Source organism: Achromobacter sp. ACRQX, from assembly GCF_022346505.1.
Taxonomy (GTDB): Bacteria; Pseudomonadota; Gammaproteobacteria; order Burkholderiales; family Burkholderiaceae_B; genus Achromobacter; species Achromobacter animicus.
Genome location: NZ_JAKRML010000017.1, coordinates 1 through 15371 on the forward strand (window position 1 = coordinate 1; position 15371 = coordinate 15371).

Genomic DNA, 15371 nt, shown 5'->3' on the forward strand with positions numbered 1-15371 from the left:
ATGGCACTTTCAGCGTCACCGTGCCTGCTGGCACGACGGGCGGCATCGTCGTCACGGTCCCGACCACCGATGACTCGGTCTTCGAAGGCCGTGAACAACTGACGCTGGACGCCACGCTGACGGGCAACTCCGCCAGCGGCGTCGCCTTGCCTGGCAACATTACCGACTTCGGCAGCGCCACGATCGTCGATACCGAAAGCACCGATCCGTCCAACCCGAACCCGGGCGCCGATGTGCCTGCGCTCACCGTCTCGGATGCCGGCGACGTCAACGAAGGCAGCAATGCCGTCTTCAATGTCGCGCTGACCAAGGCCGTCGACGCTGACACCACGCTCACCTTCAAGCTGGGTGGCGAAATCGAAACCGGCGATGTGGGTGCGCCCACCGTCATGATCGGCGGCAAGCCCGCCACGGTCACGGCCAACGCCGATGGCACTTTCAGCGTCACCGTGCCTGCTGGCACGACGGGCGGCATCGTCGTCACGGTCCCGACCACCGATGACTCGGTCTTCGAAGGCCGTGAACAACTGACGCTGGACGCCACGCTGACCGGCAATACCGCCAGCGGTGTCGCCCTGCCGGGGAACATCACCGATTCCGGCAGCGCGACGATTGTCGATACCGAAAGCACCGATCCGTCCAACCCGAACCCGGGCGCCGATGTCCCGGCCCTGACTGTCTCGGACGCAGGCGACGTCAATGAAGGCAGCAACGCCGTCTTCAACGTGGCCCTGACCAAGGCCGTCGATGCCGACACTACGCTCACCTTCAAGCTCGGTGGTCAGATCGAAGCCGGCGACGTGGGTGTTCCCACCGTCATGATCGGCGGCAAACCTGCCACCGTCACGGCCAATACCGATGGCTCCTTCAGCATCACGGTGCCTGCTGGCACGACCGGCGGCATCGTTGTCACCGTCCCGACCACCGACGACTCGGTGTTCGAAGGCCGTGAACAGCTGACGCTGGACGCCACGCTCTCGGGCAATTCCGCCAGCGGTGTCGCCCTGCCTGGCAACATCACTGACTCCGGCAGCGCCGTCATTGTGGATGACCGCGGTCCGGGCGCCGACGTGCCCGCCCTCACCGTTTCTGATGCGGGCGATGTCAACGAAGGCAGCAGCGCCGTCTTCAATGTCGCGCTGACCAAGCCGGTCGATGCCAATACCACCCTGACGTTCACGCTGGGCGGTCAGATCGAAGCCGGCGACGTGGGCATTCCCACGGTCATGATCGGCGGCAAGGCCGTCACCGTCACGGCCAACGCCGATGGCTCCTTCAGCGTCACCGTGCCGGCTGGCACGACCGGTGGCATCGTAGTTACCGTTCCGACCACCGACGACGCCGTCTTCGAAGGCCGTGAACAACTGACGCTGGACGCCACGCTCTCGGGCAACTCCGCCAGCGGCGTCGCGCTGCCGGGCAATATCACCGATTCGGGCAGCGCCACGATTGTCGATACCAACAGCACCGATCCGTCCAACCCGAACCCGGGCGCCGATGTGCCGGCCCTGACCGTCTCGGATGCGGGCGAGGTGAATGAGGGCGGCAACGCCGTCTTCAATGTCGCGCTGTCCAAGGCGGTTGACGCCGACACCAAGCTGACCTTCAAGCTGGGTGGCGAGATCGAAACCGGTGACATCGGCACGCCCACCGTCACGATCGGCGGCAAGACTGCCACCGTCACGGCCAACGCCGATGGCACCTTCAGCATCACCGTGCCGGCTGGCACCACGGGCGGCATCGTCGTCACGGTTCCGACCACCGACGACTCGGTGTTCGAAGGCCGTGAACAGCTGACGCTGGACGCCACGCTCTCGGGCAACACCGCCAGCGGCGTCGCGCTGCCGGGCAACATCACCGACTCCGGCAGCGCCGTCATCGTTGACGACCGCGGTCCGGGTGCCGATATCCCGGCCCTGACCGTCTCGGATCCCGGCAACGTCAACGAAGGCAGCAACGCCGTCTTCAACGTGGCCCTGACCAAGGCCGTCGATGCCGACACCAAGCTCACCTTCAAGCTCGGTGGCGAGATCGAAAGCGGCGACATCGGCACGCCCACCGTCACCATCAGTGGCAAGACCGTCGCGGTCACGACCAACGCTGATGGCTCCTACAGCATCACCGTGCCGGCTGGCACGACCGGCGGCATCGTCGTCACGGTTCCGACCACCGACGACTCGGTCTTCGAAGGCCGCGAACAGCTAACGCTGGACGCCACGCTCTCGGGCAACACCGCCAGCGGTGTCGCCCTGCCGGGCAACATCACCGACTCGGGCAGCGCCGTCATCGTTGACGACCGCGGTCCGGGCGCCGACGTGCCGTCGCTCAATGTCTCCGACGCGGGCAATGTGACGGAAGGCAATACGGCGAGCTTCAACGTCGCCCTGAGCAAGCCGGTCGATGCCGAAACCACCCTAACCTTCACGTTGGGAGGCCAGGTCACCGCAGCCGACTACGGCAAGCCCGTCGTGACGATCGGCGGCGTGTCCGTGGCGGTAACGGCCAACGCGGACGGTTCGTACAGCGTCAAGGTTCCGTCCGGCACCACTGGTGGCATTGTGGTCAAAGTGCCCACGACCGCCGACGGCGTCTACGAAGGCACCGAGAGCATGGTTCTGAACGCCACGCTCTCCGGTCAGACCGCAAGCGGCACGGCCCTGCCGGCCGGCATCTCGGACAGCGGCAACGCTGCCATCGTGGATATCAACAAGCCGCCTGTCGTTGGCAACGCATCCGTCGCGGTGTCCGAGGAAGGCTTGACCGGTGGCATCAAGGACGGCAATGGCACGTCCGACACGACCGACTCGGCGAAGGCCAATGGCCAGTTGAGCATCTCCGACGACAACAGCGGAGCTGCCTACACAATCACGCTGGTGGCGCCGGCCAATGGCAGCCTCGTCTCCGACGGCGTACCCATTGTTTGGACCCTGTCCGACAATGGTCATACCCTGACCGGCCGCGCCGGCTCCACCGACGCGATCATCATCAAGATCGACAACGCTGGCGCCTACACGGTGCAGATGTTGGCACCGGTGGACCATCCTGACACGACGCGGGAAGACACGGTCAGCCTGTCCGTGACCGTCAAGGTTGCTGACGGCGTCAATGCACCGGTCACTACCAACCTGAACGTGACGATCGAAGACGATTCGCCTGTCGTGCAGCAGAACGCGCCCGTCAACGTCGAATCCGCCGGCATTCCGGACGTCTACACCGGCAAGGTGTCGTTTGCGGGCAGCTCCAGCAGCGACAGCCAATGGAAGTTCACGTTCGGCAACGGCGCGGTGGAAGTCTCGGCCAAGGGATTCACCTCGAGCAACGACCTGACGCTCATCGACGCCAAGGTCAACCAGAGCACCGCTGGGCTGGGTGTGGCGAGCACGGGTTCCCCGTATCACAACATTGCGAACGAGGTGGACTACCGCGAACTGAACGGCAAAGGCGCGTCGGAAGAACTGACGATCCGCCTCACCGGCGGAAAGATCGCCTACGGCGCAACCATCGACTTTGCCGCCATGTACGGTGGCGAAGTGGAAAGCGGCGTTGCACGTTTCTATCGCGATGGCGTGTTGATCGCCGAACGCACTTTCACCTCCGACAAGAGCGGCGGCGACTACGCGGCGAACTTCCGGGTCGAGGAAGGCGGTTTCGACACGATTGTGGTGTCCGCCACGGACAACCACAAGAATTCGTCCAGCGACAACAGCGACTTCACGGTCACGGGCGTGACGTTCCTGGGCAGCCAGGACGTCCATGCCATTGCCTACGCCGACGGCAACCTGCAGTTTGCGTACGGCGCTGACGGCCCCGGCACGCTGAAGCTGACGGGCGTGGAAAGCGGCCTGACGACGCGTGATGGCGGCGCAATCAAGACCAATGTGGCTTCGAACGGCAACTTGATCCAGGGTCTGGATGCATCGGGCAATCTGGTGTTCGAGATCCGTCTGACACCGGCCACCGGCAAGTGGGAGTTCTATCAGTACCAGCCCATGAACGGCACGGCCAACAAGCTGATCGACTTCACGTACCAGGTGACGGACGCGGACGGCGACTATGCCAACGGCCAATTCCAGGTCGGTGGTGTCGAGCCGACGGGACCGACCCTGACGATCGAAGACACCAACGCCGGCGCCCCTGGCGTCCTGAGCGTGTCCGAAGCGCAGGCCACCGGTAGCGGGTCCTTCGTGATCACGGCGGCAGCCGGACTGAAGTCGATCTCGATCGACGGCACGGGCAACGCCGATGCCACGCTGACGTTGGACCGCCTGGCGGGCCTGTCGAGCAACCCGCTCACGCTGACCACCAGCAAGGGCACGCTGACGCTCACCGGCTACGACGCGGCCACCGGCAAGGTGACCTACACGTACCAGACCAGCGGCGCGCAGCAACACACCGGCGACGACACCAACGTCCAGGACCACTTCACCGTCACGGTCGAAGACAAGTTCGGCGGCAAGGCCACGGGCGACCTGGGCGTGTTGGTCACCGACACGGCGCCGACGCTGGTTCCGATCGCCGACGGCGCCGCGCTGTCGTCACGCGGCACCAACATCATGCTGACGCTGGATACGTCCGGCAGCATGAACTTCGGCAGCGGCGTCTACAGCGGCAAACGCGAGCTCTCGCGTCTGGAGGTGCTGAAGTCCTCGGTCGGCAAGCTGCTCGACCAATATGGCGAATCCGGCGACGTGCGCGTCCTGATTGTGGAGTTCAGCTCCAGCGCAAGCCAGAAGGGAGGCGGCTGGATGTCGCTGGCCGAGGCCAAGGCGCTCGTCAACGGCTTGGGCTACGACGGTGGCACCAACTACCAGGCAGCACTGAACACCGCGATGGCCGCGTGGAACAATTCGGGCACGGGCAAGCTGGAAGGCGCCAATGTTCAGAACATTTCCTACTTCTTCACCGATGGAGATCCGGTGAACGGTGCCGTGGGCAGTTCGCAGCAAGCGACTTGGGAAAAGTTCCTCACGGACAACCAGATCAATTCGTACGGCATCGGCCTGGGCACCAGCGCCACCGGCACGTACATCGATCCGGTGTCCTACAACCCCAGCAAGCCGCAGGACAGCAACACGATCATCGTGAAGGACCTGAACGGTCTGGATACGGCGATTTCGGACACCATCGCGCCGCCGATCGTCGGCGACATCGCGGCGGGCGGCACGCTGGGCGCCGACCTGGCCGGTGCGCGCATCACGCAACTGGTGATCGACGGCAAGACGTACAACTACGACGTTGCGACCAACAAGGTTACGGCCAGCGCCGGCGCGACCTTCACCTTCGATTCGGCCAAGTCCGAACTGACGGTGACGACGTCGCACGGCAAGTTCACGATCGATCTGGCAGGTGAAAACCTGGGCGATTACCGCTACCAGCCGCAAACCGCCGGCACCGACACCGTCCAGTACACGGTCAGGGATGGCGACGGCGATACGGCAAGCGCCAGCCTCACGCTGACGGTCACGGCGCCGGTCCATCAAAACCCGGATGCCGTGAACGACACGGTGATCACCAACATCCTGAGCTCGCAATTGACGGTTCAGGCCGGATCGCTGCTTGCCAACGACGTGCGCGGCACGGGCGCATTGACGGTGGGACCGCTGACGGTGAATACGGGCTGGAAGGAAAAGGGAGCTGACTTTGCTGCCTCGTCGGTCAAGACGCTTGGGTTTGACGGCACCAGCAGCACCAACAACGCGAACAAGTTCCTGACGGTCAACCGCGCCGAACTGGCCCAGGTTGGTCAGAATCGTGCTCAGATCAAGGTGGACGGTTATCTCGCTAGCGTCGGCGCCGCCCGCAGCAATGACCAGGATTTGATCACCTTTGCCCTTTTGGCCGGAGAGGTTCTGACGCTGAATCACAACCTGCAACCCAATTGGGTCCGGATGGGATATCGCTTGGCAGGGAGCTCGGATGACTACACCGAGCTCAGTAGCGGCGATTCCATCGCTCCCACGACGGGCGGCACCTACGAAATCCGTATGCTCAACATCGACGACAACGGATGGTTGCCGGGCGGCACGGGAGAAGAACACTACATGCTCACGATGACGGTCGACTACACCCGCGCGTCTGCCGTTACGGATAATGTGGCCAACTCTTCCTACACCATCCACACGGCCGACGGCCTTAGCGATAGCGCCAATGTATCGGTGGCGTATCAATCGGGCAGCAGTCTGCTGGGCACCGACAAGAGCGAGATCCTGCTTGCGGGCGATGGCAACGATACGCTCAACGGCGGCAAAGGCAACGACGTGCTGGTCGGCGGCAAGGGCAACGACACCCTGATCGGTGGCGACGGTTCGGATACGTTCCGCTGGGAGTTCAACGATCAGGGCACGACGTCCAACCCTGCCGTGGACCGGATCAAGGACTTCTCCCTGGCCAAACCCGCGGACGGCGGCGATGTGCTGGACCTGAAGGACCTGCTCGTGGGCGAGAAGGACGGCAACCTGTCCAACTATCTCAACTTCAAGCAGGATCCGGCCAACGCCAACAATACGATTCTCGAGATCAACACCAAGGGCCAGATCGGCCAGGGTGCCGATCAGAAGATCGTGCTGGAGGGTGTCGATCTCACCCATGACGCCCACGGTCAGGCCGTCAGCAACCAGGCCATCATCAACGACCTGCTGCAGAAGGGGAAGCTGAACGTCGATCATCATTGATCATCGACCTGACGGGAGGGCCGGCTCCGGCCCTCCGTTCCCGAACGACGCATTTTTTCAAGGGCCCGTCTAAGAGGCCCGAAAAAATGTGAAAATCCGTTTCATGCCCTTAACCCGCCGTTACCGTAGCGCGCTGACTCTGTGCCGTGTGGCGCTGCTATGCCTGGCTTGCGGGTGGAGCGGCAGCTCGGCGCTGGAGATCAACACCGACAGGCTGCAAAGCCTGTCGGCTAGCCGCTATGGCGCCAAGGGCGCAAAGTCCGTATCGAACTGGCTGCAACTGCTGCGTAGCCCTGCCCCCGCAATCGACCGCGACCGTCTCACCGTCGCCAACGACTTCTGGAACCGCGCCCTGCTCTCCGGCGAGGATTCCATCATCTGGAAGCAAGCCGATTACTGGGCCACGCCGCTGGAGTCGCTAGGCAAAGGCGCCGGCGATTGCGAAGACTACGTCATCGGCAAGTATTTCACCCTGCTCTCGATGGGCGTGCCGGCCAACAAGCTGCGCTTCATCTATGTACGCGCCCGCATCGGCGGCGCGGCCAGCAGCAGCCAGGTGGCCCACATGGTGCTGGGCTATTACGAAACCCCGAATGCCGTCCCGCTGGTGCTGGACAGCCTGATCTCAACCATCCTGCCGGCCACGCAGCGGCGCGACCTGACGCCGGTTTTCAGTTTCAACGCCGACGGCGTCTACGTGGACGGCAAGGCGGCCGCGCCCGTCGACCGCCTTAGCCGCTGGCGCGACCTACTTCAACGCATGGAACGGGAAGGCATCCGCCCCTGATGTCCGGAAACAAGACTATGTCCATACTTCGTCAGCTACTGCTCAGTGTGACCCTCGCCATCAGCGTGATTTTGCTGGGAACGCTGGCGCTCAGCGTCAATTCGGCGCGTGAATATCTGTCGGGCCAGCTTCAGGTGCAAAGCACCGACGCGGCCGTCTCCCTGGCCCTGTCCCTGTCGCAACCGGCGAACAATGATCCGGTCGTGCAGGAACTGCTGGTCTCGGCGCTTTACGACGGCGGGCACTTCTCGCTGGTGCGCCTGACGGATCCCGACGGCAAGGTCCTGATCGAACGCAAGTCGACCGCCACCGCCGCGTCCGTGCCGGCATGGTTTCAGGCGCTGGCGCCGCTGGACAGCCAGGCGGCCAGCCACGCGGTCAGCGACGGCTGGCGGCAGATCGGCGAAGTCACCCTGATCGCCAACGACGCCTACGCCTGGGAAGCCTTGTGGCGCAGCAGCCTGAAGATGATCGCGCTGGTCGTGGGCGCGGGCATCCTGTGGGCCATGTTCGCCTTCGTGCTGGTCGGGTGGATCAAGAACCGTCTGCTGCGCGAGATCAGCGACCACGTCCGCGGCATCGGCCGCGACGCGCCGGGCGAACAGGTCGAGGCGCGCGTGCCGGAGTTGTCCGGGGTGGTGCAGGCGCTGAACCAGACGCGCGAACGCATCCATGCCAGCGTCGAGGAACAGAACGCAAAGATCGAGTCGCTGGAACTGGAGCTGAACCAGGACCCGGTCACCGGCCTGCCCAACCGCAAATACTTCGTCAACGAGTTCCGCCGTGCGCTGGAAACCCGGCCCGCGGCGGGAACGTCGCGGATCGACGGCGGGCACGTGCTGGTGTTCCGCCAGCGCGATCTGGCCGACCTGAACCGCCACATGCCGCGCGAATTCATCGACCAGTGGCTGCGCACCGCGTGCGAACGCATCCAGGGCACGCTCAAACGCATGCACGTCGCCGCCCCCATGCTGGCGCGGCTGAATGGGTCGGACTTTGCGCTGCTGCTGCCCGGCTGCGCGGCGCCGCAGGCCATGATGGTGGCCGAGCAGGTGCGCGCGGATCTGCATGCCTCGCGCATTCCGGTTGGTGAGGGCCATCTTTGCCGGTGGGCGCAGGCCATGACCGATTACGGCCACGGCAGCCAGGCCGGCGCCGTGCTGGCCCGCCTGGACTTTGGCCTGATGCGCGCCGAAAGCGCGGGCAACGACCAGGTCGTGATCGCGGGCGCCACCGACATGCAGTCGCCGTCGGAAGCAGGCGAACGCGCCTGGAAGGACGCCATTCAGACGGCGTTGGAGAACCGGCAGTTCGAACTGTCCACCGAACCCTTGCTGGCGCTGGATGGGCGCACCGTGCGCACCGAAGCCATGCTGATGCTGCGCACCGCGCCCGACCAGGAACCGATCCCCGCCACGCTCTTCATCCCGCCGGCCGTGCGGCTGGACTTGGTGGCGGAATGCGATCTGGAATCCGTGCGGCTTGGCCTGGAATGGCTGGCCAGCCATTCGGGCGAACTTGCCGTGCGCGTGGCGCTGCCCTCTTTGCGCGGCCAGAAGTTCCTGCGCCAGCTTGCACTGCTGCTGACCGAAAACCGTCCGCTGGCGCGCCGTCTGTACGTGGAAATCGACGCGCACGGGCTGGTGGAATGCCACGAGCAGATCACCGCCTTTGCGCGGGTCGCAGCGGAATTTGGCGCACACATCGGCGTGCGACGCCTGGCGCAGCAATTTGGCGCGGTGGCGCAACTGCACACGCTGCCGTTGTCCTACGTGAAATTGGGCGGGGGGTTCGTGGGCGGAATGTCGCAAAGCCCGGGTAGCCAGCAGTTGACGGCATCGGTGCTGGAAACGGCCCGTTCGCTGGGAATTGCGGTTTACGCGGAAGACGTGCCGGACGCGGAGACGCAGCGCATTCTGCACGGCCTGGGCATCGAGATCATGCGCGGCCAGGGCGTCAAGACGGCGAGCGCCTTGTAAGTCGAAGGAATACCGCAAGGACCTGCGGTTGGGGGATCAGACAGGCCCCACCGCCAGGCAAGGACCATGCAAAACGGCCCGCGCAGGCATTGCCGCGCGGGCCGCGTCGTCAGCGTAACGCCTTGCCGTCTTAACGCGCGGCCTGACCCTTGGACTGTTCGTAAAGCGGCATCACTTTCTGCGAAGCCGATTGCAGATCACTGATGCGCGAGGCGGCCGACGGGTGGGTCGACAAGATCTCGGGCGGGGCACTGCCTTGGCTGGCCGCGCCCATCTTCTGCCACAGCGTCACGGCAGCACGCGGGTCGTAGCCCGCCCTGGCCGCCAGTTCCACGCCCATCCGGTCCGCCTCGGTCTCGTGCGTGCGGCTGTTGGGCAAAGTGAACATCACGCTGGTCAACTCACCGCCCAGGTCCGACGCCGCCTTGGATCCCGTGGCAATGGACAACACCTGCAAGCCCAGATTGGTCGCCATCTGCTGGGACACGCGCTCGCGCGCATGTTCGCGCAGCGCGTGGGCGATTTCGTGGCCCAGCACCGCGGCCAGCTCATCGTCGGTCGGTTTGATCTGCGAAATCAGGCCGGTGTAGACGGCGATCTTGCCGCCGGGCATGCACCAGGCGTTGACCTCGTCACTGGACAGCACGTGGACTTCCCATTTCCAGTTGGCTGCATCGGGACGGAAAACGCCGGCCTGCGCGATCAGGCGCTGCGAGATCTCGCGCACGCGCGCCACTTGCTTGGCGTCGCGATCCAGCAGGCCCTTGGACTTGGCCTCCTGCAGGATGTCGGCGTACTGCTGGTTTGCTTCCTGTTCCAGCGCCTGCGCCGGCACCATCGTGGACATGTATTGCTTGCGGTCAACGCCCACGGCGCCTGACTGCGTGGTGTTCATGCTGGTGCAACCGGCCAGCACGGCCAGCGACAGCACGGCCCCGGCATTGCGCAGAAAATGACGCTTCTGTTTCATGTCGGCCTCCAAGCCAATTCAACTACGGGAAAACGTATCAGACCGGCGCCGCGCCGCACTGACCGCGATGGCGCAATGCGTGATCGATCAGCACGAGCGCCAGCATGGCCTCGGCGATGGGCGTGGCGCGGATGCCCACGCACGGGTCGTGGCGGCCCAATGTTTGCACCATCACCGGCTCGTTGGCGCGGTTGACCGAGCGGCGCTCGACGCGGATGCTCGACGTGGGTTTGATCGCGAGCGACACGGTAATGGGCTGGCCGGTCGAAATGCCGCCCAGCACGCCGCCGGCGTGGTTGCTCAGGAAGCCGTCCGGCGTGATCTCGTCGCCATGTTCCGAGCCGCGCTGTGTGATGCAGTCGAAGCCCGCACCAATGGAAACGCCCTTGACCGCATTCAGGCCCATCATGACGTGGGCGATGTCGGCGTCCAGGCGGTCGTAGATGGGTTCGCCCCAGCCTGCCGGCAGGTTCTCTGCCACGACTTCGATGCGCGCGCCGATGGAATCGCCGTCCCGGCGCAACTGGTCCATATAGGCTTCCAGTTCGGGGACGACGTCGGCGTTGGGGGCATAGAAGGGATTGTTGGGCACTTCGTCCCACGAAACGAACGGGATGGCGACAGGCCCCAGCTGGCTCATGTAGCCGCGCACCTTGACGCCGTATTGCTCGGCCAGCCACTTCTTGGCGATGGCGCCGGCCGCCACGGTGGGCGCCGTCAGCCGGGCCGAGGAACGTCCGCCGCCGCGCGGGTCGCGCACGCCAAATTTGCGCCAGTAGGCGAAGTCGGCGTGGCCCGGACGGAAGGTGTCCTCGATGTTGGAGTAGTCCTTGCTGCGCGCGTCAGTATTGCGGATCAGCAGTCCGATGGGCGTGCCGGTGGTGACCCCGTTATAGACGCCGGACAGGATCTCGACCTGGTCGGCTTCCTGGCGCTGCGTCACGTGGCGCGAGGTGCCCGGGCGGCGGCGATCCAGTTCGTACTGGATATCGGATGCGTCCAGGGCCAGTCCCGGAGGACAGCCGTCCACGACGCAACCGATGGCCGGCCCGTGGGATTCGCCGAAATTCGTGACGGTAAAAAGAGTACCTAGGGTATTGCCGGGCATAAGGAGTCAACAGGTCGGGTTTGCAAGCAACCCCGATTATGACACCGCCGCGGCCAAAGCCTGGATTTCAGCGGCGGGAGCCGGCCGCCCCAGCAGAAAGCCCTGCATCACGCGGCATCCCAACGACTTCAGGATTTCGCGCTGCCCTTCGGTTTCGACGCCTTCGGCCACGACCGGCAGGTGCATGGCCTGGCACAAGCCGAACAGCGCAGAGACCACCTCGCGGCTGCCGGCGTCCGATTCCAGGGCTGAAATGAAGCTGCGGTCAATCTTGACCCAGTCGATGGGCAGATGGCGCAGATGGTTCAGGCTGGAATAGCCGCAACCAAAGTCATCCAGCGCTACCCCGATGCCCATGTCGCGCAGCGTGTTCAGGATCTTCACGTGCCGCTCGTAGTGCAGGATGAAGATGGATTCGGTGATCTCCAGCACCAGCTTGCGCGGCGACAGCCGGGCGGCCGCCAGCACGTCCGATACAAGCTGGACCAACCCGTCTTCGTTCATCTGCTTGACCGACAGGTTCACGTGGACGCGCCACGCCGACGGCCAGAGCGCCGCCTGCGTGCAGGCGCGCTCCAGGATCCAGGCGCCCAGCGGCACGATCAGTCCGCTGCGCTCGGCCAATTCGATTGTCACGGCGGGCGACACGCTGCCCAGCACGGGGTGATGCCAGCGCAGCAGCGCCTCGCACCCCTGCACCACGCCGGTCGCGCTGTCGCAGACCGGCTGGTAATAGAGTTCAAACTGCTCCATGGCCGGTGTCGTCAGCGCCAGCCTCAGGTCATTTTCCAGGCCCTGCTGATCCCGCTGCCGCGCCAGCAGCCGGAAATCGAAGAGATTCCAGCCCTCGCCGCCGCGGTCCTTGAGGGGCACCATCGCCACCTGCACGCAGCGTTGCAACTCCTCGACACTGCGGCCGTGGGCGGGATACAGCGCCGCGCCAATCCGGAAGACGGCAATCAGGGGACGGGCGCCCAGTTCATAAGGCGCGCTCAGGTCGGCCAGCAGCTTGGCGGACACCTGGGCAGCCCCCTCCTCGTCCACGCCGGGGACACAGACCGTGAACGAATCGGCCCCGGAGCGCGCGGCCATCCCACCGAGCGCGCGTGCGACCAGGCTGATGCGATCGGCCACCTGCACCAGCAATGCCTGGTCTTCGCCGGCGCGCAGCATGGCGCTGATCTGCGCGTAGTGTTCGAAACTGACGAGAAAAAAGGCGCCGCGGCGCGTCGTACCCTGGGGTTGGCCCAGCCAGGTACGCACGCGACGATGCAACTCCTGTTGGCTGAGGAGGCCGGTCAGTTCATCCCGCGTCAGGCGGCGGCGCAGCGCGCGGTCCCGGCGGAAGAACAGCAGACTGATCGCTGCAAGTGCGCCCGCGAGCGTCAGGCACAGTGCGAGCAGGTAACTCTCACGCACGGAGCCCCCCTATCCAAACGCCCCCGGCGTTGCGGCCCGATCACGGGCCCGGGGGCTGTAACATATTTTAAATTATGCATTGTTTTCGCAAAAAAACGCCACATTTCGGAGGCAACGCGCCTCCTTCTCCTGACTTTCTTCGGATCCTATGTTGCTCGCAGCGGTCATGGCGGGGTCCCGGATTGGCGATCTTTGGCCGGTCCTTTCGCCACGCCTCGACTCATCTACGACACCGCAACCCCAAAAATTAATACGCAGTGTCTCAATAGTTCTCAAAGGGCCAATTCTCACGAGCGAAATAATTGCACACCTTGTCGGATACGACCGAGCATTTCGTAATATTCTGTGCGTTCTGTGACAGGTCCCAGTACCGTGACACCGCTGCTGGCTGTTGTTTCGTAACGTGTGTCACGTTTGATATCCAGGTTTTTATCCCGCACAGGCCCAGGAAGGGATTCGCCAATACATGCCCACACTACGCCGGCTGCTTTTATGCTCCGCCCTTCTGGTCGGCTTTATCCTGCTGGGCGCCCAGGCCCTCGGGATGCTGGCGGCGCACCGCTATCTGAATACGCAGCTCGCCCAGCAAAGCGAATCGGGCGCCAATGCACTCGCGTGGGCCTTGTCGCACAGTTCCGGCAGCCATAGCGAGCAGGTCGCCCTTGCCGATGAATTGTTCGGGCAGGGCCTGTATTCGCTGGTCAATATCACGAACGAAGGGAACGCGCTGCGTGTGGAGCGCCGGTCGGGACCGGCTGCCGCAGGCCGGGAGCGCGATTGGCGCGCCGGCTGGCTGAACATGGAAGCACCGGCCATTTCCCGGCCGTTCGTCATCCCTGGCGGACAAGGCAAAGGCACCCTCACCGTGCAGGCCGATGCTCGCCTGGCTCGCGACACGCTGTGGCAAGGCGGCATCCGCGTTCTGGGTCTGGTGCTGGCCGCGGCCGCGTTCTGGGCGCTGTTCGCCACCAATCTCGTGCGCTGGATCGAAGCCCGCACGTCGCGCGACATCTGCGAACGCGTGCGCGCGCTGGCGCCCGGCGCCGATGCGCGACTGAGCGGTTCGTGCGAAGTGCCCGGTGTGGACCAGGCGCTGGTCGATGCGCAGCGCCGTGTCGCCGCCACGGTCGAGGAGCAGAATGCGCGCATCGAATCGCTGCAAAGCGAAATCTACCGGGACCCCATCTCGCGCCTGTCGAACCGCAAGCATTTTGTCGACCAGTTCCGGCTTGCGCTGGCAGATAAATCCGACGAGGCCGGCGGCCATCTGCTGATGTTCCGCCAACGCGACCTCGCACAGATCAACCGGCACCTGTCGCGCGCCTTCACTGACCAGTGGCTGCGCTCATCGTCGGACCGCCTGCGCAAGCTGGTGCAGGAATTCGGCGGTCCGGGCACGCTGATCGCCCGGATCAGCGGATCGGATTTTGCCCTGCTGCTGCCGCGCACCTCGGCGCCGCAGGCCAGCGTGCTGGCCGAACGCGTGCGGCGCGAGCTGCGGTCGCTGCGCGTGCCGATGGACAAATACGGATGGTGCCGGTGGGCGCTGGCCATGGCAGCCTTCGCGCCGGGCGACAACATGAGCGACATCCTCGCGCGTCTGGATCATGCGCTGATGTGCGCCGAAAGCGCGGACGACGACCAGATCACGCCGGCAAGCCAGGCCGCCGACAGCACCCGCATCGGTGAATACAGTTGGCACGACGCGCTGGTGACGGCGCTGGAGCAGCATCGGTTCTCACTGACGGCACAGCCGTTGCATGACCTGTCGGGCGCCCTGCTGCACCACGAGGCCTGCCTGACGCTGCACGATGCTTCCGGCACCGATCCCGTGCCGGCTTCGATCTTCATGCCGCCAGCCGTGCGCCTGGGCCTGTCCGCCGAATGCGATATCCAGGCGATCCGTCTGGGTCTCGATTGGCTGTTCACTCATGACGGCGCACTTACGGTGCCGGTATCGCTTGCCACCCTTGCCCAAGGATCCTTTTTCGCGCGTCTTGAACGCATGCTCGACGACCGGCCCACGCTGTCAGCGCGGCTGATCCTGGAAGTCGACGCCGCGGGACTCGTCGAACAAGGCGCCGATGTGCGCCAGCTCTGCGATATCGTCATGGGCGCCGGCGGACGGGTCGGGGTAGCGCGGCTGTCGCAGCAATTCGGCGCCATGGAGCACCTGCATGAATTTCCCGTCTCGTACGTGACGCTGAGCGGCAGTTTCATCGGCGGTCTCCTGCAAAGTCCCGGCAGCCAGCACCTGGCCGCCACCGTGGTCGCGACCGCGATGACGCTCGGCATGTCGGTCTATGCGGCTGACGTGCCGGACACGGCGACGCAGCTCGTGCTGGAAGGAATCGGCGTCCGCGCGATAAGCGGAGCTGTCGTAAACTCCGCCCACGCGCAAGACCTCGCGCATGATCACCAATGGGTTCCTAGTTGA

7 protein-coding genes are annotated in these 15371 nt (G+C 64.7%); 4 read left to right on the forward strand and 3 right to left on the reverse strand.

Going from position 1 to position 15371, the window contains the following annotated elements; all coding sequences use genetic code 11:
• The first annotated feature begins 20 nt into the window (after window positions 1–20).
• From MHZ91_RS28385 to MHZ91_RS16280, 3 genes are all read left to right on the forward strand, one after another.
• Complete coding sequence (locus MHZ91_RS28385; protein ID WP_370647828.1) at window positions 21–6671, forward strand: type I secretion C-terminal target domain-containing protein; 6651 nt, start codon at window positions 21–23, stop codon at window positions 6669–6671.
• Between the two features lie 103 nt (window positions 6672–6774).
• Window positions 6775–7458 carry a transglutaminase-like cysteine peptidase gene (locus MHZ91_RS16275; protein ID WP_239214586.1) on the forward strand — a complete coding sequence of 228 codons (684 nt, stop codon included), beginning with the start codon at window positions 6775–6777 and terminating at the stop codon, window positions 7456–7458.
• Between the two features lie 17 nt (window positions 7459–7475).
• On the forward strand, window positions 7476–9437 hold the full coding sequence (locus tag MHZ91_RS16280) for a LapD/MoxY N-terminal periplasmic domain-containing protein (protein ID WP_239214588.1): 1962 nt from the start codon (window positions 7476–7478) through the stop codon (window positions 9435–9437).
• Between the two features lie 130 nt (window positions 9438–9567).
• Here MHZ91_RS16280 and MHZ91_RS16285 read toward each other — a convergent pair whose 3' ends face one another.
• Genes MHZ91_RS16285 through MHZ91_RS16295 form a run of 3 tightly spaced genes read right to left on the reverse strand, consistent with a single transcriptional unit; the run spans window position 9568 to window position 12934 of the window.
• A complete protein-coding gene (locus MHZ91_RS16285; protein WP_175125005.1) occupies window positions 9568–10407 on the reverse strand; it encodes a M48 family metallopeptidase in 840 nt (279 codons plus the stop codon).
• Between the two features lie 37 nt (window positions 10408–10444).
• On the reverse strand, window positions 10445–11515 hold the full coding sequence (aroC, locus tag MHZ91_RS16290) for a chorismate synthase (RefSeq protein WP_239214589.1): 1071 nt from the start codon (window positions 11513–11515) through the stop codon (window positions 10445–10447).
• A gap of 36 nt (window positions 11516–11551) precedes the next feature.
• Window positions 11552–12934 carry a bifunctional diguanylate cyclase/phosphodiesterase gene (locus MHZ91_RS16295; RefSeq protein WP_175125007.1) on the reverse strand — a complete coding sequence of 461 codons (1383 nt, stop codon included), beginning with the start codon at window positions 12932–12934 and terminating at the stop codon, window positions 11552–11554.
• A gap of 466 nt (window positions 12935–13400) precedes the next feature.
• On the opposite strand from MHZ91_RS16295, the gene MHZ91_RS16300 reads away from it, so the two are divergent.
• The gene (locus MHZ91_RS16300) at window positions 13401–15371 is read left to right on the forward strand and encodes an EAL domain-containing protein (protein ID WP_239214590.1); all 1971 of its coding nucleotides are present in this window, start codon (window positions 13401–13403) and stop codon (window positions 15369–15371) included.

Coding starts and splice junctions, on each gene's coding strand:
- MHZ91_RS16275 (WP_239214586.1), top strand. CDS start 6,775: ATGCCCTTAACCCGCCGTTACCGTAGCGCGCTGACTCTGTGCCGTGTG.
- MHZ91_RS16280 (WP_239214588.1), top strand. CDS start 7,476: ATGTCCATACTTCGTCAGCTACTGCTCAGTGTGACCCTCGCCATCAGC.
- MHZ91_RS16285 (WP_175125005.1), bottom strand. CDS start 10,407: ATGAAACAGAAGCGTCATTTTCTGCGCAATGCCGGGGCCGTGCTGTCG.
- aroC (WP_239214589.1), bottom strand. CDS start 11,515: ATGCCCGGCAATACCCTAGGTACTCTTTTTACCGTCACGAATTTCGGC.
- MHZ91_RS16300 (WP_239214590.1), top strand. CDS start 13,401: ATGCCCACACTACGCCGGCTGCTTTTATGCTCCGCCCTTCTGGTCGGC.